The sequence below is a fragment of the Bradyrhizobium sp. Bra78 genome (assembly GCF_024519855.1).
Lineage (GTDB): Bacteria > Pseudomonadota > Alphaproteobacteria > Rhizobiales > Xanthobacteraceae > Bradyrhizobium > Bradyrhizobium japonicum_G.
In genome coordinates this window covers 357,486-377,522 of the sequence record NZ_JALJRE010000005.1, presented here as the reverse complement: position 1 = coordinate 377,522, position 20,037 = coordinate 357,486, and the positions used below count along the sequence as shown (strand labels likewise).

Annotated in this window: 15 protein-coding genes and 1 pseudogene; 8 read left to right on the top strand and 8 right to left on the bottom strand. The window is 62.8% G+C overall.

The annotated features are described in order from the left end of the window. Window positions 1-489: 489 nt before the first annotated feature. From OC450_RS14805 to OC450_RS14780, 6 genes are all read right to left on the bottom strand, one after another. Window positions 490-936, bottom strand: a complete 447-nt coding sequence (locus OC450_RS14805; RefSeq protein ID WP_262048157.1) for a hypothetical protein — start codon at window positions 934-936, stop codon at window positions 490-492. A 559-nt stretch (window positions 937-1,495) separates the two neighbouring features. Beyond that, window positions 1,496-2,677, bottom strand: coding sequence for a His-Xaa-Ser system radical SAM maturase HxsC (gene hxsC / locus OC450_RS14800; protein ID WP_262048156.1), 1,182 nt, complete (start codon window positions 2,675-2,677; stop codon window positions 1,496-1,498). Then, window positions 2,674-4,122 carry a His-Xaa-Ser system radical SAM maturase HxsB gene (gene hxsB, locus OC450_RS14795; protein ID WP_262048155.1) on the bottom strand — a complete coding sequence of 483 codons (1,449 nt, stop codon included), beginning with the start codon at window positions 4,120-4,122 and terminating at the stop codon, window positions 2,674-2,676. Before hxsB ends, hxsC begins: the two co-directional genes overlap by 4 nt. 17 nt (window positions 4,123-4,139) lie before the next feature. Then, window positions 4,140-4,499 carry a hypothetical protein gene (locus tag OC450_RS14790; RefSeq protein ID WP_262048154.1) on the bottom strand — a complete coding sequence of 120 codons (360 nt, stop codon included), beginning with the start codon at window positions 4,497-4,499 and terminating at the stop codon, window positions 4,140-4,142. Next, the gene (hxsA2, locus tag OC450_RS14785) at window positions 4,474-4,755 is read right to left on the bottom strand and encodes a His-Xaa-Ser repeat protein HxsA2 (RefSeq protein ID WP_262048153.1); all 282 of its coding nucleotides are present in this window, start codon (window positions 4,753-4,755) and stop codon (window positions 4,474-4,476) included. The genes OC450_RS14790 and hxsA2 overlap by 26 nt, the downstream gene beginning before the upstream one ends. Before the next feature lie 417 nt (window positions 4,756-5,172). Next, window positions 5,173-6,027: a DUF3883 domain-containing protein gene (locus OC450_RS14780; RefSeq protein WP_262048152.1), complete on the bottom strand. Its 855-nt coding sequence runs from the start codon at window positions 6,025-6,027 to the stop codon at window positions 5,173-5,175. A 1,156-nt stretch (window positions 6,028-7,183) separates the two neighbouring features. Here OC450_RS14780 and OC450_RS34435 point away from each other — a divergent pair. The 5 genes and pseudogenes from OC450_RS34435 to OC450_RS14755 all read left to right on the top strand — a co-directional run. Next, window positions 7,184-7,522 (top strand): annotated as a pseudogene (locus OC450_RS34435) (sulfite exporter TauE/SafE family protein); the annotation flags it as partial. Window positions 7,523-7,622: 100 nt separating this feature from the next. After that, on the top strand, window positions 7,623-7,904 hold the full coding sequence (locus OC450_RS14770; RefSeq protein WP_262048150.1) for a metal-sensing transcriptional repressor: 282 nt from the start codon (window positions 7,623-7,625) through the stop codon (window positions 7,902-7,904). 11 nt (window positions 7,905-7,915) lie between these two features. Further along, window positions 7,916-9,076, top strand: a complete 1,161-nt coding sequence (locus OC450_RS14765) for an efflux RND transporter periplasmic adaptor subunit (RefSeq protein WP_262048149.1) — start codon at window positions 7,916-7,918, stop codon at window positions 9,074-9,076. 3 nt (window positions 9,077-9,079) lie between these two features. Beyond that, window positions 9,080-12,328, top strand: coding sequence for an efflux RND transporter permease subunit (locus OC450_RS14760; RefSeq protein WP_262048148.1), 3,249 nt, complete (start codon window positions 9,080-9,082; stop codon window positions 12,326-12,328). A 6-nt stretch (window positions 12,329-12,334) separates the two neighbouring features. Then, entirely contained in the window at window positions 12,335-13,657 is a 1,323-nt protein-coding gene (locus tag OC450_RS14755; protein ID WP_262048147.1) for an MFS transporter, read from the top strand. Between the two features lie 119 nt (window positions 13,658-13,776). Here the strand turns inward: OC450_RS14755 and OC450_RS14750 are convergent, their stop codons facing one another. Next, complete coding sequence (locus OC450_RS14750) at window positions 13,777-15,645, bottom strand: FTR1 family protein (protein WP_410050513.1); 1,869 nt, start codon at window positions 15,643-15,645, stop codon at window positions 13,777-13,779. Between the two features lie 693 nt (window positions 15,646-16,338). Here OC450_RS14750 and OC450_RS14745 point away from each other — a divergent pair. The 3 genes from OC450_RS14745 to OC450_RS14735 all read left to right on the top strand — a co-directional run bounded on the left by OC450_RS14745 (window position 16,339) and on the right by OC450_RS14735 (window position 18,313). Then, window positions 16,339-16,575 carry a DUF6894 family protein gene (locus tag OC450_RS14745; protein ID WP_262048145.1) on the top strand — a complete coding sequence of 79 codons (237 nt, stop codon included), beginning with the start codon at window positions 16,339-16,341 and terminating at the stop codon, window positions 16,573-16,575. A 723-nt stretch (window positions 16,576-17,298) separates the two neighbouring features. Continuing rightward, on the top strand, window positions 17,299-17,439 hold the full coding sequence (locus OC450_RS14740) for a hypothetical protein (RefSeq protein ID WP_262048144.1): 141 nt from the start codon (window positions 17,299-17,301) through the stop codon (window positions 17,437-17,439). A gap of 706 nt (window positions 17,440-18,145) precedes the next feature. After that, window positions 18,146-18,313, top strand: a complete 168-nt coding sequence (locus tag OC450_RS14735) for a hypothetical protein (RefSeq protein WP_262048143.1) — start codon at window positions 18,146-18,148, stop codon at window positions 18,311-18,313. 483 nt (window positions 18,314-18,796) lie between these two features. On the opposite strand, the gene OC450_RS14730 is transcribed toward OC450_RS14735, so the two are convergent. Next, window positions 18,797-20,035, bottom strand: a complete 1,239-nt coding sequence (locus OC450_RS14730) for an efflux RND transporter periplasmic adaptor subunit (RefSeq protein ID WP_262048142.1) — start codon at window positions 20,033-20,035, stop codon at window positions 18,797-18,799. Window positions 20,036-20,037 lie beyond the last annotated feature (2 nt).

The window sequence follows — 20,037 nt, the reverse complement described above, 5'->3', positions numbered from 1 at the left end:
GTCTCTCGTCACCTATTCTGAGTCCCGAACCCACGAATTGTGAGTCCGCAGTTTCTGATGCACTCGAACTTTGAGTCCGCGTCTGCTTTGGGGCGACGGGCACAGTTCATCTCCTTCGGTCGAATTCGCATTTTGCCGCTAACGGCACACGGTTTGTGAATGCAAGTAAAGCCGCTCGCCGCCTCGTTTGCGCGTCGTGGATCGGAGGGAGCCGCCTGCATCAAGGGTTGCCAAGCCGTCGGCCCCGGGGCAGCATTGGGAAGCTAATTTATCTACAGACCGGATCGCACCGTATTCTACCGTCCGATCCGGACGATGTCGGGGTGCCCTCAAGGGCGCTGCGGAACACGTGGATAGGCCCCCGCCCTACCCATTGGGAATCCCTGCTCTGTGATAACGGCGCGGATGACGAAGGAACGAAGACCGGGGGCAAGGCGCCGCGGGGATAGGAGCCGGAATGCCACTGAGCTCAGGCGATTTGGTACTAGGTCACGGATGCTTTTCAGTCTTTGACGCCCTGTTTTCGCCGGCGATCGCGTCCTTCTCGCACATGTAGGCACCGCGCTTCGTGGTGCCGAAACTCTTCGTTCCTGCGAAGTGATAGACCTTTGACGGCAGATTGACCCACACGACGGTGTCGGTCGGGCAGCGGGTTTTTGCGGAAGCTTCATTTGCAAACTGCCCGGCCTCCAGCGTTGCCTGGTCTTTCGGCGCGGAAGTTTGCGGTGCCGGAGCCGGCGCAGGTGCCGCAGTCGTCGTAGGAGCCGGCTTTTGCGGCGCTGGGGCTGGCGCAGCTTGCGTCGCAGTTGGCGCGGGCCGACTCGTCGGCGGTGCAGCGGGGGTTGGCTTGGGTTCGGGAGCGGTCGCAGTCGGCATGGTGCCGCCGGCCCTGCACTGCTCGACATAGGCCTTTTCGGTGACACCACGGGCTTGCATGCCCGCCTTATCAGCTCGCCATTCGGCGATGCACTCCTTTGCGGTCTTCTGGGAAGAAGAGGTACTTGTCGGCGGTGACGGCGCTACAACGGGCGGAGGTGTCGCGACCGTCGGTTTCGGCGGAGGCGCGGAAGCCGCTGGCGCCGCACCGGTTCTGCATTGTTCGACGTACGCTTTTTCGGTTACGCCGCGGGCTTGCATCCCCGCCTTATCAGCGCGCCACTCGGCGGTACATTCTATTGCCGTTTTCGATCCGGTGGCCGTCGCTGGCCTGGGCGCTGGAGGTGGCGCCGGCTCAGCCGGCCTCGCCGCCGGCGCGGCGGCGGTTGGCTCGGCTCCGCCCCTGCATTGTTCAACATACGCTTTTTCGGTTACGCCCCGGGCTTGCATCCCGGCCTTGTCGGCCCGCCACTCCGCCGTGCATTCCTTCACAGTCTTTGCGAATGCCGGAGCTGCGGACATGCTGCATACAACCGCAGCGGCGATAAGGAGACTATTACCGACCTTCATGTTCGTTCTCCTGGCTCTGTGGCTGCTAATCCGCCAACTGGCTCAATTCTTATTCGGAAGTGATCGCGCGTACGCCGCGGCTGAACCGCGTGCGTCCGGTCGTAAAAAAGCCGCTACAGGTGGTCTTTGCGTCGCAGCGATCGCATTCCTCCACGAAGCCGTTTTTCCAGTCTGAGATCGATTGGAGCGCATGCGGCCACACCGACTTCGGAAGGACACATTTCGGAAGGTTGTAGACCGACACGTTGACGCCAGCGGCACTCAAGTGATCGACGGCTCTTGCGAGCCCGTCGCCATAATCCACCGGATCCATCCAGAGCATGGCATCGTTTGCGATGGCAAAGCCCGTGTTTTCGAGGCCCATCAACGCGACGTGATCGACGAACGGCAGATTGCGGGCAAGCCACCGGCCCGTGTCCTCAATGATCGGCGCGGTCAATGCATGCAGGACGACACGGATTTCCACGCGTTGTCCTCGGTCCTTGAGCTTTAGGATGCCTAGGATTGTCTCGTCGAACGCACCCTTGGCCTGCACCACGTGATCATGGACATGATCGACGGCAGCATAGACCGGAATGGCCGCCATCAGGTTCGGGTGGTCGATCTCTTTCCAGGCGTCGACGATCCGCGAGTCGGCGAACGCCCGGCCGTTGGTCAGCACCTGTATGGAGGTTGCCGGCAGCCGATCGCGACACTCCTTCAGGACGGCGATGAAGTCTTCCCAATCCGACAGGGTCTCTCCGCCGGTGAACGTCAGCGCGCGGGTTGCCGGGTCGACGAGCGGCAGGCTTTCTTTGATTTCGCTGAGGATCCACCGGTCATCGACATCTTTCGGTGGTTGCGAGCACATCAGGCAATAATTGTTGCACCGTTCCGTGACAAGAAACGAGTTGTGCGCTGAATTCCGGCGATAAAGCGTACGGAATTTCCTCGACACATGATCGATCCCGATGATGTCTCCGTCCGCGAGATAGTCATATTTCGGGGGAACCGCGACGAGCCGTCCTTTGAACGTGCCGAATAGATCGATCGGGCTGTCGGAGATGACAAGGATGGATGGCCAATCGGCTTCTATCGCGCGCTGGACTTCGTCTGGCGTTCTGGCGAGCGCGAAATCAGCCACGTGACGTTCGGCGTTGCTGTCGACCGACCTGAGCCTGAGGGCTGATCGGGCCTTGTTCGATGAAAATCCATCACTCTGCGAAGCTGTGCCATAGAGAGGGAGGGTCATGCAGTGGCCCATCGTCGCAAGATGGCAGCATCTTCCGGACAGTTCTCCATAATTTCCAAAAGCAGCCCCATGATGCCTTTTTGCCGAGCGCAAAATGCCGACAGAGGCTTGATTCCCAGAGCGTCACCCTGCGTCGCGTGATGATAGACGGGGTCCGCCCCGCAGTGGCTCTCATACACGCAGGTCGAGCATTCGGGCGCGCACTGCGTAAGCGACGACGAAATCGCGCCGATCAGCTTATCCGACAGGATGAGAGAATTGTAACTGTCACGTTCGACGTGACCGAGCCGGAAAGCGTCGTCACCGGTCTCGGCCAGCATCCTGCCTTCATCCGATGCGAAAACACTGCCGTCATAGTTGTAGACCAGCGCGCCAAGGCCGGCGCCCGCGGGGCTGCGCAAATCAACGTAGCCGATAGGCCGGTCCGAGAGCATCCGTGTGAGAAGCAGCGCCGCATAGAACTCCCGGAACGGGGTGCCTTGTCGGTTGATCTCCAGAACGCGGCGCAATCCTCGCTCATAGAACGCAAGCCACTTCTGCGCGTCGTACTTGGCGAACTGCTTCGTTTTGATCGCAAATCCGAACGGAGAAAGTGGGCGCAGGAAGATGCCATCCAGCCCCAGTTGGAGATATTCGTCGATGATTTCATCGACGCGGTCGAGGCTCGCCTCCGTGGTAGTCATCAAGGCCCCGATCATGTCGGGACCTAGAATCTCCCTGGCTCGCCGGATTCCAGCGACAGCTAGTTCATGACTGTTTGCACCGGGTCGGGGACGGTTCTTGTTGTGCAGATCGGCGGGACCGTCGAGGGAAGTGGAGAGCAGGACGTTGTTCGCTTTGCAAAACTCGAGAACGGCGTCATCTAATAAGGCCAAGTTCGACGCGATCACGAAGTCGAGCTTCTTTCCGGACCGTTGCTTCGCAGCGGCAACAATCTTCCTGATCAACGGAAAATTGAGAAGTGGCTCCCCACCCTGGAACTCGATCTTGATCCGTGCCGTCGGGCTGGCGAACGCGATGTCGAGCGCACGCATCGCGGTTTCTTCGCTCATGTCGAAGCGGGAGCGGTCGGTACTTTGACGCGAGACCTGGCAATATGGGCAAGAATGTTCGCACCGCAGCGTCACGACGAAAATATGAAGCGGGGTCGTCTGCTGCAGGAACGACATCCGGCTTCTCAGTCGGGCCGCCAAAAGCTGCCGTTGCGCCTTCTGGTTCGCTCCGGTGACCAGATGAGCGGCATAGGCCTTTTCGTAAAGGCCGTCGCCGGGTCGGACCCGAAGGTCGACAAGCCTGCTCAGTTCATCCTCCGTCAGGCGGATGAAATCGCCGATCATGTTGGCGACGAGATACCGGTTTGCTCCGGTGCGCTCAAAATTGAACGGCAACAACGATAGATCTTCGGTTGCCGCTCTAAAGGTCTCAGGAGATAAAAACCGAGCCATGGTCCTCCGGCAGGACTCTATCCGGCATTATTTTGGTTAGTGGCCAGGGCCCCGAAGGCAAGTGCGAGGATGACGTTCCGAACACCTTCGGTTTTTTCAGCGACGCGAATCCGCAAGTTTTCGTCGGCGATAAGGTACAGAAACCGCTCCTTCAGTTCGTCCGAACTGAGCACGGCTCCATTTTGCGGATTGCCCGAAGAAACTAAGCGGCAAATATAGCGGTCGCCTGCCCGGTCAACCTGGCAGGTTGCCGATCCGATCAGACGATAGGCTGCCGCATCCAAAGCGCTCAGGCTTTGGATGCTTGAATCGAAATCGACAGCTATCTCGACCTGAGACGCCGCAGGAAGCTTAGCGGCTGGAGGCATGAGAGGCATGTGAAGCATGCGACGCGTGGGAGCTATGTCCCGCGACGATGGTGCCGTCGGCCTGCTTCGTCATGACGAAACCGAGAAGGTCTTCCCCCGCCTGATAATACGCATTTGCCTTAGGCTTAGTGCCGGTGTTTTCGGCCGCTACCGCGGTTGTATCGTTGGCAACTGCAGTCTTGGCCTCAGCGCCCTGAATCGACATTCCGGTGAGCGATGCGAGCGCCGCGCCAAGCGAAAGCACAACTTTTGATTTGTCAGTCATGTAGCCCCCCACTTCTAATTTGCTCAATGAATAGTCACTCTTACAACTTCCGAGGGCGCAAAGTCCATAGTTCTATTGATCGAAAGCTGTTCGGTCCGAACCGGCGCTCTTGGTGTGCGAAACCTGCCGGCCATTGATTTTGCTGCATCTTTTCTTCGAAAAGCCGTCAGCGGGTACGACGTTCTGGCCCAAACCCGTGGGTGTCATACGACGGCCGCGGCGCCAACGACGCCTTGATCACGTAGAAGACGTGCAAATCCGGCGTCGATATCTGAATCGGCGCAATTCTCAGGAAGCACCGCTAGGATTCGTAGGCCGTTGCTGCGGAGATCAGAGCCCCGAGGTCAACTCCGTTGCGGCTTGGCTGTCGACTTCTTGTGTTCACGGCTTCATGGCCGCCGCCCTACGCAAACAGTATCACCTGGGCACGGCCACGTACTTGTCCGGGATGAGCCACAGGCCGGCGTCGAGCGGCGGCTTGATGTCGAACATCTCGGCGCCGTTCCGGAAGTGGAAGACCCTCCGGATGCGGTAGGTCAACGGATTCTGGGCGGCAACTTCGTACTGGGTGCGGGACAGCCAGAACCGCGTCCGCGCGTGACCGTTGGTGGTCTTGATCTCAAGAAGGCTCTCTTCGCCGTCCGTCTCGAAGGACCGAATGTCGTAGCCCCGATGGTCTTCGCCGCGATCGGCGGGCCAATCCATCTCCTTGGCCAGGTCGCGCCGGCCGACCCGGCAGAGCCGATCGAATTCGAACCTGAACACCATTTCCTCGCCGGCGCGCCCGAGGAAACGGTTGAGCTCGTCCCGGGCCGCCGGGTCATACCTGCTGACCAGGCGCCGCAGCGCCGGGTGACGGTCCTGCAGGTCCGAATTCAGAAGTGCGGGCGGCGGCACCAGCGCCGGCCCTCCCGCCGACGTGAAGCGCGGCTGCATCGACACCGGGTCGGTAAGAACATTCGGATGCAGTCCCAACTGGGCCTCGACGGCCTCCACCAACGCGTCCTGGTAATTATGGGCGGGCAGCAGCCCCGGGATCCAGGCAATCCCAAGCTCGTCTAGAACCGCGGACACGTTGCGGAGCTTCCACTCGATCGACTTCTCGGAACGACCCACCTCCGGCGCCAGCCGCCGGTAGAGATCGGCCTTGTTGACCTTGTCGCCGGTACGCTCCTGCACAAGCATCAGGAAATAGTTCGCGACTACGATTCCGACCTGCTCGGCCGTCCAGTCGGTCCCCTTGGCTCCTCGTCCTGCCCCCTCGGCGTCCACCGATCACTTCCCCAACTCCCAGGAGAAAGCCTACCAAGCCGCAGCCGATCGCAAAAGTGCGAGCCTGCAGCAGGAAATCGAGCACCCGAAATAGGCGGACGAGCTGCAGCCCAGCCGATTTCGAATGCTGTCCCGTGCGAACCGCCCGGAAGGAACGAAAGGGCGGAAGGATTCCTCCCGGCAGGAGCGATCTCCATGCTGATGAGCAAGGAGAGATAGCCGGCGATCCGGACGCTGCGCGGAGGCCATCGCGGTGCTGGACGAGGCATGCGCCGTCCGCGAGTGCGAGGAGCAGGGCCGGATGCAGGACCGCGCCGACCCGCACGCGCTGGAGCGCGCCTTCGACATCACCCGCCACGATGCGCCGGCCGGCATCTCTCCGGCGACACCTGCTGGGAATGCCCGCCGGAATGATGGGCACCGCCGGGACCGTTTCAGCGCGCGAGGCGTATTCTTGGCGGCCATTTTCTCGGCTGCCCGAACGCCCGGTCTTCTCCGCTTCGGACCGCACACCGTAGCCCTGCGCGCCCCCCAGCGTCCGAGCAGGCTGCCATAACTGGGCCAGCCTGCCGAGGCCACCCTAGGCCCCAAAAGGGGGGAGTGGGTGCCGTTTCGACCGGAAAACTGACCTTCGGGTCCCTTTCGGAAAAGATGGGAAGCTAAGCCGCGTTCGCTGCTTGGTCAGGAGCTTCGAAGCGGTCGCGAATGAGGACAATCAACTGTGGCATGCAGTTCGGAGGCGACTATGTACCCGAGCGAGCCCGCAAAAACCTCTGAGACCCCCGTTTTCTCCGACGAGAGAGGCCTTGGCCAAAAGGACTCGTCACTCCCCCTCAACCATAAGACCGACCTTTCCACAAACAGCCTAGGCCCGGCAAAACCGGGGTGACCCTCCTTGGTCGAGAGTTTTGGCACCCTCGCCCGCCTGGTAGGTGGCGCGATCGATGGTGGACGCCACCTGCCTCCAGATCGACGGCCGACCAGCGGAAGATCGGGGTTTGAGGAGAACCATGTCTGCGATCACCCGCAGTTGAGTGGTGAGTGCTACCCTCTCAGCGCCCTTCCCGCTGCCCGATCCTGCTTCAGTCGGCGATCCAATCACTTGGGTGCAGCACCAGTTTGCCCCCCAGCGAGCCCGGACAGAACGTCGGCCGTGCGGTTGTTAGCCGGACGCACCGTCACGACGCCGCAAATCATCCTGCTCGGTCTCACCGGCGGCCTGATCCCGTGCCCGGCGGCCATCACCGTCCTTCTGCTCTGCATACAGTTAAAACAGTTCAGCTTCGGCTTCGTTCTGGTGCTTTGCTTCGGCATCGGCCTGGCCATCACGATGGTATCCGCGGGCGTCGTCGCCGCTCTCAGCATCCGGCACGTCGAACGTCATTGGAGAGGCTTCAGCCGCTTCGCGCATCGCGCGCCCTACTTGTCCGCTGCGTTGATCGTCCTGGTCGGCCTCCACACGGGCTGGGCGGGCCTGCACGGATTGATGATCTGAACCCGCGGCCGCGTCGATTTGCCGTCTCGCGCGGCCGCAAAGACCGTTGCTGGAACGGTCGGTCTGGAATATCCCATCCCAGAGGATAGGATATCTGGCGATGAGTAAGGATCACGTTCACGAAAGCCATCCGGAGATAGTCAAGCGGCTGAAGCGGGCCGACGGTCATCTCCAAAAGGTCATCGCGATGCTGGCCGAAGGCCGACCGTGTCTCGACCTGGCGCAGCAGCTCCACGCCGTCGAGAAGGCGATCTCCGAGGCGAAGAAGACCCTGATTCACGATCACGTCGACCATTGCCTGGACGCGGCCGCCAACGGCGGCGCGGGCAAGTCGCCTAAGAGCGTCCTCGCCGAATTCAAGGCGATCTCGCGCTATCTTTAGCGGAGCAAAAGATGGTCCCGCGTCTTCGGACGGCATCCATGATCCTCGTCGGGACGCTCGCGGCGATGGCGGGCACCATCGTGCCGGCAACCGCGCAGTCGAACTCCGCGAAGCCGGCGGTCATCGTCATGGACGACGAACGCATCAAGCTCGCAGGCATCGAACTCCGTCAGGCGAGGTCCGCTTCAATCGCCAAGCGGCTGACCGTACCGGGCACGATCGTTCCCGACGCAGGCCGCGTCGCGCACGTCTCCATAAAGGTTTCCGGAACGGTCGCGGATTTGCGGAAGAACATCGGCGATGACGTCGCAAAAGACGAAATCCTGGGCATTCTGGAGAGCCGCGAGGTCGCCGACGCCAAGAGCGAGTACCTCTCCGCCAAGCTCTCGAACGAACTGCAGCAGGACCTCACCGCGCGCGACAAGTCGCTTTGGGAAGGCCGCGCGGTTCCCGAGCAGCAGTACATCAAGTCGCGCAACGCGGCCGCGCAGACCGAGATGCGCTTCGGCATCGCTCGCCAGAAGCTGATAGCCCTCGGCGTCAGCGACGCGGAGATCTCCGGGCTGCCTCAGGCGCCGGACGGGACGCTGCGCAGCCAGAACGTCCGCGCCCCCATCTCCGGCCGTATCGTCGAGCGAAAGGTGGAACTCGGCACCGCGGTCGGAAGGGATAGCCTGGAGACTGAGCTCTTCGTCATCGTGGACCTCAGCCGCGTCTGGGTGGATTTGGCGGTTTCGTCGACCGACCTGCCCCTGGTCAGGGAGGGCCAGGATGTCGCCGTGGCCGTACGAGGAATCGCCGAGGCCGGCTCGGGCAAGATCATTTTCGTCAGCCCCCTGCTCGACAAGGACACGCGCACCGCCCGTGTCGTGGTCTCGCTCGACAACGCCGGCGGCCGATGGCGCCCCGGCTCCTTCGTGACGGCCAATATCGCGGTCGAACGCCATGATGCGGCGGTAACCGTCCCCTTTGCCGCGCTCCAGGCCCTTGACGGGCGCAAGACCGTCTTCGTCCGGACCAAGGACGGTTTCGAGGCCCGCAGCGTCGTGCTCGGCGGACGAGACGGACCGGTCGTCGAAGTCGTCTCGGGCCTGGCTGCCGGCGAGACCGTAGCCGCCTCGAACACGTTCCCGCTCAAGGCGGAGGTATCCAAGCCTGGTGACGAGGACTGAGCGATGATCGAACGCATCGTAGAATTCTCGGTCCGCCGGAGATGGCTGGTCGTGCTGATCGCCTTGGCCGCGGCTGCATCGGGCTTCTGGTCACTGACGAAGCTTCCGATCGACGCCGTCCCCGACGTCACCAACGTCCAGGTACAGGTCAACGCGGTGGCCCCGGCCATGACGCCGGTCGAGATCGAAAAGCAGGTCACCGTCATGCTGGAGACGGCGCTCGCCGGCATGCCCGGTCTGGAATCGACACGCTCTTTCTCGCGCAACGGCTTCGCGCAGATCACCGCCGTCTTCGCCGACCGGACCAACATCTATTTCGCCAGGCAACTCGTCGCCGAGCGTATCAGCGAAGCCAAGACCGATATGCCCCCAGGGGTCGACATCCGGATGGGACCGGTTTCCACCGGCCTCGGCGAGATCTACTGGTGGGCCGTGGAATACGAAAAGCCTGGCGCGTCCGGACCTGTCCGCGACGGAAAGCCGGGCTGGCAGACCGACGGTAGTTACCTCACTCCGGAAGGCGAGCGGCTGACCGACGATTTCCAGCGCACCGTCTACCTTCGGACCGTGCAGGACTGGATCGTCCGGCCTCAGATGAAGACTGTGCCGGGCGTCGCCGGCGCCGATGCCATCGGCGGCTTCGTCAAACAGTACCAGGTACAGCCGGATCCAGCGAAGCTCGTCGGCTACGGGTTGTCCTTGAAACAGATCATCGAGGCGATCGAGGCCAACAACGCCAGCCGCGGCGCGAACTACATCGAGCAGAACGGCGAAGGGTACGTCGTGCGCGCCGCTGGCCGCGTCGAGAACCTGGAAGACATCGAGAACATCGTCGTCGCGACACGTGGCGGCGTGCCGGTCCGCGTCAGGGACGTCGCCGAGGTCGCTATCGGAAAGGAGCTCCGGACCGGCAGCGCGAGCGTCGACGGGCGCGAGGTCGTGCTCGGCACAGCGCTGATGCTGGTCGGCGGCAACAGCCGGACGGTAGCCGCCGCGGCGGATGCCAAGATCAAGGCGATCCGCAAAACGCTACCACCGGGGATCTACGCCCACACGGTCCTCAATCGCACGCAACTGGTCGACGCCACCATCCAGACGGTCGCCAAGAACCTCGCCGAAGGCGCCCTCCTGGTGATCGCCGTGCTATTCGTCCTGCTCGGAAACTTCCGCGCCGCGCTGGTCACGGCCCTCGTCATCCCGGTCACGATGCTCGTCACCGCGAGCGGGATGCTGCAGGGGCGGATCAGCGCGAACCTCATGAGCCTCGGTGCGCTCGACTTCGGCCTCATCGTCGACGGCGCCGTCATCATCGCGGAGAACAGCCTCCGGCACCTCGCCGAGCGCCAGCGCGAGTTTGGCCGCGCGCTGTCGCTGCAGGAGCGGCTGGATACCGTGACGGCGTCCGCGGTCGAGATGATCCGTCCATCCGTGTTCGGTCAGATCATCATCATCTTGGTCTACACGCCCCTGCTCGCCTTCTCTGGCGTCGAGGGCAAGACTTTCGAGCCGATGGCGCTCACCGTGATGATCGCCCTTGCCGTTGCCTTCGTGGTGTCGCTGACATTCGTCCCGGCGGCGATCGCCATCGCGGTCCGCGGACGCGTCACCGAGCGCGAGAACGTCATCGTCCGAACGCTGAAGCGCTGGTACGCCCCGCTCCTCGCGGGCTCCATCGCAAGACCTCTCCCCGTGGTGGCCGCTGCCGGCCTTCTCTTTGTCGGCGCCGCGCTCCTGTTCACGCGTCTCGGCCAGGAATTTACCCCGACGCTCGACGAGAAGAACATCGTCATGGAGGTGAAGCGCGTGCCGTCTACGGCGCTCGCGCAGTCTCAGAGGATGCAGCTTCTCATCGAGCGCCAGATCAGCACCCTAGAGGAGGTCTCGTTCGTTTTCTCGCGCACGGGCACGCCCGATCTCGCCGCCGACCCCATGCCGCCGTCGGCGTCCGACACCTACATCATCGTCAAGCCGCAGGAGGAATGGCCCGATCCTTCGATGACGAAGGAAGATTTGATCAAGAAGATCGAGGAGGTGACCGCGAAGCTTCCCGGCAACAAGGTCGGCTTCTCGCAGCCGATCGAAATGCGGTTCAACGAACTCATCGCCGGCGTCCGAGAGGATCTGGCCGTCAAGGTCTTCGGCGACGACTTCGAGCGGATGCAAAAGACCGCGGGCCAGATCGCCGAGGTCATCCGCAAGATCGCGGGCGCCGAGAACGTGAAGACCGAGCAGACAACCGGTCTTCCGTTCCTCGACATCAATATCGACAAGGGCGAGATCGCGCGGCGGGGCCTGAGCCTGGCCTCGGTGCAGGACCTCATCGCGACCGCGATCGGCGGCACCGACGCCGGTCTCGTCTTCGAAGGCGACCGCCGATTCAAGATCGTCGTGCGGCTTCCGGACGATCTACGCGACAGCATTCCGGCGCTCGAGGAACTTCCTCTCCCGCTCCCGAACGCAAATCCGAACGCGGCCGCGGCGTCCATCCCGCTCAGGACGGTAGCGTCGTTCGAGCAGACCGTCGGCTACAACCAGATCAGTCGCGAGAACGGCAAGCGCCGCGTCGTGGCAACGGCCGAGATCCGTGGTCGGGACATCGGCTCGGTGGCAACGGAGGCGCAGGCGAAGGTCGCCGAACAGGTGAAGCTGCCGCCGGGCAGCTATCTCGCCTGGGGCGGCCAGTTCGAGAACTTCGCGGTCGCGCGCCAGCGCCTCGTCTTCGTCGTGCCCGGCGTCTTCGCGCTGATCTTCATGCTCCTGTTCGGGGCGCTGGGCTCTGCACGGGACGCGGCGCTCGTCTTCAGCGCGGTTCCACTCGCGCTGACCGGCGGAATAGCCGCGCTCTGGCTTCGCGGCATGCCCTTCTCGATCTCGGCGGCCGTCGGCTTCATCGCGTTGTCCGGCGTCGCCGTGCTGAATGGTCTGGTCATGCTGACACAGATCCGGCGGCTGATCGTCGAGGGGATAGATCCAAGAACCGCGATCCGCGAAGGGGCGCTGACCCGCTTTCGACCCGTCGCGATGACCGCGCTCGTCGCCTCGCTCGGATTCGTACCGATGGCGCTGGCGACCGGCACGGGTGCCGAGGTCCAGAAACCGCTGGCGACCGTCGTGATCGGCGGGCTCCTGACCGCGACCCTGCTCACACTGGTCGTTCTACCTGCGCTGTACGCCCGCTTCGCGGTCCCCGCCGCGGCGGACCGGCGCAGCGGCTCGGTCGCGCCCCTCGTCCACGACCGAGCCGCGGAGTAACGGCCCATGCTGTCAGTCCTTGCTAACCGCACCTACCGCCATCTGTTCGCCGCCCAGGTCATCGCGTTGATCGGGACGGGGCTGATGACCGTAGCGCTGGGATTGCTGGCGTTCCGTATCGCCGGCGAGAACGCCGGGGCGGTGCTGGGGACGGCGCTCGCCATCAAGATGGTCGCCTACGTGCTCGTCGCGCCGGTCGTAGGCGGTCTTGCAGGCCGCTTGCCGCGGCGAACCTTCCTGGTGGCGATGGACCTGACCCGTGCCGGGGTCGCGATCGCGCTGCCCTTCATCGACCAGGTTTGGGAGGTCTACGTCCTCATTTTCGTGCTGCAGTCCGCCTCTGCCGCCTTCACTCCCACGTTTCAGGCGACCATCCCGGACGTGCTTCCGGAGGAGCGCGACTACACGCAGGCGCTTTCTCTGTCCCGCCTAGCGTATGACTTGGAAAGTCTTCTGAGCCCAACGCTTGCGGCCGCCTTGCTGACCCTGGTCACCTTCAACTGGCTCTTCTTCGGAACCGTGATCGGCTTCTTCTGCTCGGCCGCGCTGGTGGTCTCGGTCACGATTCCGCAAGCGCCGGCAACCCGCCCCCGCCGCGGCTTCTACCAGGACACCACGCGCGGCATGCGCATCTACCTGGCGACGCCCCGCTTGCGGGGCTTGCTGGCGCTCAACCTGTCCGTGGCCGCAGCGGGATCGATGGTGTTCGTCAATACGGTCGTCCTGGTGAAGGGGGCGCTGGGCGGAACGGACGGTAGCGTCGCGGTCACACTCGCCTGCTTCGGCGGCGGCTCCATGGCGGCGGCCCTCCTGCTGCCTCGCCTGCTCGACCGGCTGCCCGACCGAAGGATCATGCTCTCGTCGGCGGAAATGCTGGCTACAGTGCTGGCCGCCTTCGGCGCGATCATGGTGATATATGGAAACGAGGTCGTCAGGTACGCGCTTCTGCCGACATGGGTGCTATTGGGGATCGGCTACTCCGGCGTGATGACACCCGCCGGGCGCCTACTGCGCCGGTCGGCCGGTGCTGCGGACCGGCCCGCCGTATTCGCCGCTCAGTTCGCGTTGTCCCACCTATGTTGGCTGCTGACGTACCCACTTGCTGGATGGCTTGGCTTGTCCGCCGGGATCGCGCCGACCGCTTTGGTGCTCGCAACCCTGACGTTGAGCGGCGTCGTGCTGGCATTCTATTTTTGGCCGGTCGCCGTGGCAGACCTCATTCCTCACGACCATCCCGAACTACCGCCCGATCACCCTCATTTGCGCGGACAGCCATCGGTGCATGCGCACGCCTATGTGCTCGACGACCTGCATCCTCGGTGGCCTTAGGACCACGCGCAGCTGCCTCTAAATCTGCGATCGCAGCCCGGCTGCATGGACTACGCGGAGCGGATGCGGAGCCGGTACTTTCCCGAGCTATTCGCGGCGCCGGCAACGGCGCTGAGCGCCTAGACTTTACGTCGATTGAGGGCGAATCCGAGGGCCAGTGCCACTATCATGACGATCTGAGCGGCGACGGTCTGTGTGGTCGGAAAGAAACCGACGAGCGACAGGCGCGGCATCGCGTGCAGCGGCGAGATGCCGACGATGCCCGCTTCCTGTAGCGCGGAGACTCCCTTTCCGGCCAGCACAACGGTGAGGACCGCCATGAGCCAAGAGCTGTAGATGAAGAACTTGCCGATCGGCAGTCGGCTGCTGTAGCGCAGCATTGCCCAGCCCATGACCGTCAGCGCGATACAGGCGCTGAGCGCCCCGGCGAGAATCGCTCCGCCGTTCCCCTGGTGCCAGAGCGCCGCGTAAAACAGGATTGTCTCGAACACCTCCCGGTAGACCACGACGAACGCGAGGACGAACAGAAACCAGGCCGACCCGCCGGATAGCGCCTTCGACATCCTCTCGCGGATATACCGCTGCCACTGATCCGCCTGCGCCTTGCCGTGCATCCAGATTCCGACCGACAGCAGCACCACTGCGGCAAAGACCGACCCGAACCCTTCCGTCAGTTCGCGGCTGGCGCCGCTGATGCCGATCACCCAAGTGGCGACGACCCAGGTCAGGAAGCCCGCCAAGAGCGCGCCGACCCAGCCTGCGTGCACGTACGGCATGACCTCCATTCGTTCGGCCTTGCGAAGAAACGCGATCATCGCGACCACGATAAGGAGCGCTTCGAGACCCTCGCGCAGCAGGATCGTCGCCGCCCCGAGGAATGTCGAAAGGGCGCCCGTCGCATCGGGAGACAGCGCAGCTTGCGCGTTGTCCAGGAGACCATCCAGAACCTGCACCCGCTCCGAGAGCGCGTCGGCGGTCTCGCCCTGCACCGCCGCGCGATACTCGCCCATCAGCCCTTCGATCCGCTCCATCAGGGTGCGGTCGCTCGCGGTCAGCGCCGGTTCGATCGGCTCGAAACCGTCCAGATAGGCGGACAGCGCCAGTTCGCCGGCGCGTTTGCGGTCGCCTGCCCGCACGGCGTCGATGCTCTCGGTCAGGCGTGCGCGGACCAGCGACAGCGATCCATCCTGCTGCGCGACGGCCTCCGGATGGCGACGCAGGTACGCCATAAGAGCATCAGCCTTATCCTGCCCGATCCTGGCGGCAAGCGCAGCGGGCGTCGTTCCGATCAGTGCCTTCAGATCGGGAAGGACGCGGTGCAGAGAGGTGTCCTGCTTCCAAAGACGTTCGCCTTCCGCTGCGCCCGCATCCGGAAAGGCCAACTGTCCGGCGTAGAAGGCCAGCGCCCAGCGCTCATCGGCCGGCAGGCCCTCGAAACTTGCCATCGCCGTTCCATCGAGTCCCTGCGTGATGACTTGGTAGAGCCCGAAGACGCTGCGCTGACGGGCACGATCGGCATCCGTGAAGGCGATGGGAGGCGTATCCAGCTTGGCCGCGTCCGGGCCGTGGCCGTCCCCGGTTTTTCCGTGGCAGGCCGCACAGTTCTGTTCGAAGGACGCAGCGCCGCGCGCAAGGTCGGGAGCCTTCGCCGGCGCGAGCGACACGGGATAGGCCGCCAAAAGGGCGGCTGCCAAGCTATGCGCGATCTCCGCGACCTGTTCCGGCTCGGCCTTGTCGGCGATGGCTCGCTTCAGCGTGTCCGCCTCCCCGAGGAGCGCCTCCTTCCCAGGCTTCGCCGGAAGCCCATGCAGCTTGTCGGCGACCGTGGCGGCGAACTCGTTCTGTTCGGCGTATTCCGAAGGACTCGACACCTGTCCATGCGCGACCGCACCCGCGTAGTCGACCGCGATGTAGTCGAGGAGGCGCCAGGTGGTCTCGACATCGCCGGTTTCGGCCTTGGCCGGCCCCAGGAGCACGACAGCGAACACGACAAATAATACGAATCGCAGCGGTCTGGCTCTCACGGTGGTGCCTGCTGATATGACGGACAGAGCTTCGTAGCGCCCGGGCAAGGGTGAGCTCAATTGGAGCCACTCTAATCTTGGTGCGGATCACCTCTTATTGAGATTTCCGCTTCAACTCTCAGGCATTCGCTGCGGCGGCGACCACCGCGAGCGCGCCATGACGCCATCCGCCTGGCCCTTTTCGAAGTCGCCTTCGTCGGCGCCTTGGTCGGCCCAAAGGGAAGCGAGCCCCGCGTCGGCCTGAACAAGTTCACCGGCTACTTCGCCCGCGGCGTCACGGCCCTCCTCACGTGATATCTCGCCAGCCGCTATGGGCGGCCTTTGCCTATTTATCTGTGTCCCCCAAAAGCAGAAACGAGTCAGTTTAACCCAATAGCGAGTCCGCCAATCGTCGCTAACGGTGATCGCTCGCCCCGACCGTCCGGTCCTGCTCCGAGAGCGGAAGCAGGATCCAAGTCGCATTTTGACCCTAACCGGACCCTTGCGGACCGCGGTTCATGATCAGTTCTGAAGTCGCCTAATTGTTCTCATCCGGCTCAGGGCACTGGCCTGTTTCCGGCCTCAGTGCCTCAGTTTGAAAACGGCAATGGTCTGATTTAGACTTAGGAACCCCCTCATAACGCTCGGCTTATGCTTCCAAATAAGGAAGGGCGCCCCATGCAGAGGTACTATTTTGATTTCATAGAAGGCCATAATCGAGCCCGCGATGACGATGGGGTGGAGTTCCAATCTCTGCACGAAGCCCACGACGAGGCTATGACCACGCTGGCGCAGGCAGTCAAAGACGCTGCAATGCAGGGCAAGCCGCCGCGCTCCCTATCAATCGAAGTCAGGGACCGCACGGGGCTGGTGCTGGCCGTCCGCGCCCGCCTTGAGTCGGAGCTGTTGAGGTAAGTTTATGGAGAAGGATCGGAAGCCAGCGGAACAGCCGGACCAGTCGCGGACCGACGAAGCCCGGCAGGTTGTCCAAGAGTACATTGACGACCAGAAGGCGCTGATTAAGAAGCTCCGTAAAGAGCAGTAAGTCAGCCTCAGTTGGCGCCAAAACGATAACGGCCCCAGTGTGTGGGGGCACACTGAGGCCTGTCCTCTTAGGGGGACGTGATCCCAGCGATGGGGGCATGCGCCGGGACTCACAGAGTAGAGTCGGCGATGCCCGTATCGTTCCGCTCCTAGTGGTCTGCTTGAAATACAAAGTGGCCTATTTCGGCCCGAACCAAGAGTGAGCAAAACGGAACAGCGGCGGAACTTCTGCGGTTCCATACTGAATAAATCACCGCCCCACCATCGGCATCATCGGTGACCGAGAGCCCCGTGCTCCCGCCAATACGCGGAGCCACTTTATGATGAAGCTCACCCCCTCACTCACGGAACGCCTAACTCAACTGGCAAACGCCGCTCGCAGCCGAGCAGAATCGGCAACGCCAGGCCCTAAACGAGAAGCCTTATTAAAGGCGGCGAAACTAAGCGAGAACGCCTTACACATTCAGAAATGGCTGAGTTCATCAGGGTTGCGTGCCCCTAATTAAAGCAGCTCGCGGAGAGCAGCGCCAAGTAACGATCGCCGATCAGGCCCCGACTGTCGTCCTGAAGAACGAAGGAAAGTGAGGTCCCACCATGGACAAATACATCCAACGGGAAAACCTATCCCTGTTTAAGAAACGGTTTGCGGAAGCCAAGGATGAAGCACAGCGCCAAATAGTGGCCAAGCTTCTGGTAGAGGAAGAGGCCAAAAACTTGCCACCCAAGGCTGAGTAAGGCCGCTCAGTTGGACCTGAGCAATTTTGCTCAGACCGCAGAATATGGATATGCAATTCGTAGGGACCGGGGTTTTGTAAACCCACCCGGGGCTGGGAAGCCGCTGCCCGCGATGCATATTAAGCGGGTGGCGTTTTTCCCATGAAATAAGGCCGCCTCAGTTGGCGGCGGCCTCTCGCTTTATTCCGAATATCGGCTATTGGCCGATTCTGTTGAAAAAGTCGAAAGTAACGGGGAAGCGAAAATCTTCCTGAGATCAGTTCGGCGCGAGTATTGCCAATAAAGGCGTTCGCCGCACGACCAGGAAGATCGCCGAGCGATCTTGTAGACGGATGTGGTCTTCCGCATTCAACGGCGTCAAATGCATGGACGGCCCTTAAAAAGTTGACACGCGAGCTACAAAAGACTTTTTCAACAGAATCGGCCCGTAGCTGACCTTCACGGCGAGGGCCGCTGAGGTCGCTTATGACCCCACACCGGACCTGCCCCGGCCATGTTCCTGAATTAGTTCAAGGACCACGATCCGTTCCTATAGGCAAACTGGCGCTGGCCTGTTTCCGACCTCAGTGGCCCGTTGTTCTGGGGGCTACAACTTGGTGTATCCAAGAGCGGAACGCGCCGTCATAAATCCGCAATTTTACAGCAATGAACCTTTCCACGGCTCCGGCCCTTCTGTATTTGGGACGTCGCGAGACGGGAGTGAGTGATGACGGAACGCCGCCAATTAGAAATGACGCCGCGTGACCGCCTGCTGGAAGCTGCCAAGGAAGAGATGGCCGCTTTCGAGCGGCGCGAGATTGAGTTCCGCAAGAAGGATCGAAAGGAGCGCGCTGCGGCGCTGAACCTCCCTTTGGATAACATCAACCTCCACTAACCTGTGCCGACAGTTTTCACGTGACTGTCATGGCACGTTTCTAGCTTTGTCATGCGACGGGGGTCCGGCGCGCAGCTCCCCGTCCGACTTCGGCCCAGACCACCAGCCCGGGCGGGGAGCTTGCCGGGCCGCCTCAGTTGGCGGCCTCTTGCACTTGACGGCGAACCGCATGTCGCCTTCTGGCCCTTCCCTGACTCTTGGCTCCGGCCGGATGTCCGGTTTAGGCAAGAAAGTGGCCGCGCCGTCGGGACCCGATATTCGACAGCGTACAGTGCCCGCGACTCGAAGTTGTTTAAAGTCTGACTCCAAATCCGCTTGATAGGCCGACTTGAAAACATTGACGGTCCTATCTCCCAGGATTCGTAATCCGCTTTGGGGGGCAATCTGGACGTCTTCGATGCCCCAGCGGGCTCCTGTCTTCGATCCTCATCGTCAGGGACACCCGCCAGCACCTCCGGTTCGATCGGCGAAATCGCGCGGGGGTCAGTGCCCTTCCCGCTGCGCGATCCTGCTTCCATCGCCGACCCGGTCGCTGGGATGAAGCACCACCCGGTCCCCCGCAGCCAGACCGGAGAGAACCTCCGCCATCCGGTTGTTCCGGTGCCCGATGCTCACCGGCACGGTTTTGGCACGGCCGCTCTCGTCGGCAAAAACGGCCCACTGGTCGCCCTTTCGGAATAAAGCGCTCACCGGCACGGCCAGGGCGTCCGGAGCGCTCCACGTGGTCACGTGGACGACGACCCGGTAGTCGTGTCCAAGCGAGGTCCAGGTCTCGGGGGCATCCGCGAAATCGATCGTCACGCGGACCCGCTGCTCCTCGATGCCGAGCGCCGAGACCTTCAGGAAGCCGGCGGGGTCTACTCGAACGACCTTCCCCTTGATGGGCTGCCCGCCCCAGCCGTCGATCCGGACGGGCGCGCCCACCTTGGTCTGCACCGCATCGGTCGAGAGCAGGTCAGCCACGATCTCCAGATCGAGCGGGTTGCCGATATCGACCAGCGGCGTCCCGGGCAGGACCGTCGCCTCGCTGTCCTGGATGATCTTCAGCACCCGTCCGCTCGCCGGCGCGAGAACCCGAACACAGCACGTCGCCTCGGCCGGCGGCGCGGCGTTGGCAGGGTCTATCAACCGTGCCGCCAGGCTGGTGCGTACTGCACGCCGCATCTCGACCTGAGCCTTCGCGCTCGCCAGTGCGGCCTCGTTCGTGGCAACCTCGAACTTCGCCTTGTCGAAGGCCTGAGCCGAGGTGGACTGCGTACGCAACAGCGTCTGCGCCCGCTGGAATTCGGTCCGGGCGAAGTCCAGCGCGGCTTCGATCCGCTGCACTTCGGCTTCCTGTTGCTGGATAGCCGCGTCCGCAGCCAAGACTTCAGCCTGAAGCTGGTCGCGGGAACGCACGTCGATGAAGCCCGGCAGCGTCGGCTGCATCAGAGCGACGACGGTCTGGTTGGCGGCGACCTCGTCGCCGACGTGAAGCGAAGGTCCCTGCTCGCCCAGCGGATGCGAAATCCTCAGCACCTTGCCGGCGATCGGCGCCGAGACCGTGTAGACGTGGCGGACGCGCGTCTTGCCGTCATCGTCGGCCGTGACTTCGATCGGGCCTTTCGCCACGGTGGCGAGATCCACCAGAACCGCCCGGGGCCAGGCGAACCACGCCAGTCCCCCCGCGATCGCGGCCAAGGCCGCGGCACCGATGATACGTTTGGTCCAGTTTGCCGGCATGG

Coding starts and splice junctions, on each gene's coding strand:
- OC450_RS14805 (WP_262048157.1), bottom strand. CDS start 936: ATGCAAGCCCGTGGTGTCACCGAAAAGGCCTATGTCGAGCAGTGCAGG.
- hxsC (WP_262048156.1), bottom strand. CDS start 2,677: ATGACCCTCCCTCTCTATGGCACAGCTTCGCAGAGTGATGGATTTTCA.
- hxsB (WP_262048155.1), bottom strand. CDS start 4,122: ATGGCTCGGTTTTTATCTCCTGAGACCTTTAGAGCGGCAACCGAAGAT.
- OC450_RS14790 (WP_262048154.1), bottom strand. CDS start 4,499: ATGCCTCTCATGCCTCCAGCCGCTAAGCTTCCTGCGGCGTCTCAGGTC.
- hxsA2 (WP_262048153.1), bottom strand. CDS start 4,755: ATGACTGACAAATCAAAAGTTGTGCTTTCGCTTGGCGCGGCGCTCGCA.
- OC450_RS14770 (WP_262048150.1), top strand. CDS start 7,623: ATGAGTAAGGATCACGTTCACGAAAGCCATCCGGAGATAGTCAAGCGG.
- OC450_RS14765 (WP_262048149.1), top strand. CDS start 7,916: ATGGTCCCGCGTCTTCGGACGGCATCCATGATCCTCGTCGGGACGCTC.
- OC450_RS14760 (WP_262048148.1), top strand. CDS start 9,080: ATGATCGAACGCATCGTAGAATTCTCGGTCCGCCGGAGATGGCTGGTC.
- OC450_RS14755 (WP_262048147.1), top strand. CDS start 12,335: ATGCTGTCAGTCCTTGCTAACCGCACCTACCGCCATCTGTTCGCCGCC.
- OC450_RS14745 (WP_262048145.1), top strand. CDS start 16,339: ATGCAGAGGTACTATTTTGATTTCATAGAAGGCCATAATCGAGCCCGC.
- OC450_RS14740 (WP_262048144.1), top strand. CDS start 17,299: ATGGACAAATACATCCAACGGGAAAACCTATCCCTGTTTAAGAAACGG.
- OC450_RS14735 (WP_262048143.1), top strand. CDS start 18,146: ATGACGGAACGCCGCCAATTAGAAATGACGCCGCGTGACCGCCTGCTG.
- OC450_RS14730 (WP_262048142.1), bottom strand. CDS start 20,035: ATGCCGGCAAACTGGACCAAACGTATCATCGGTGCCGCGGCCTTGGCC.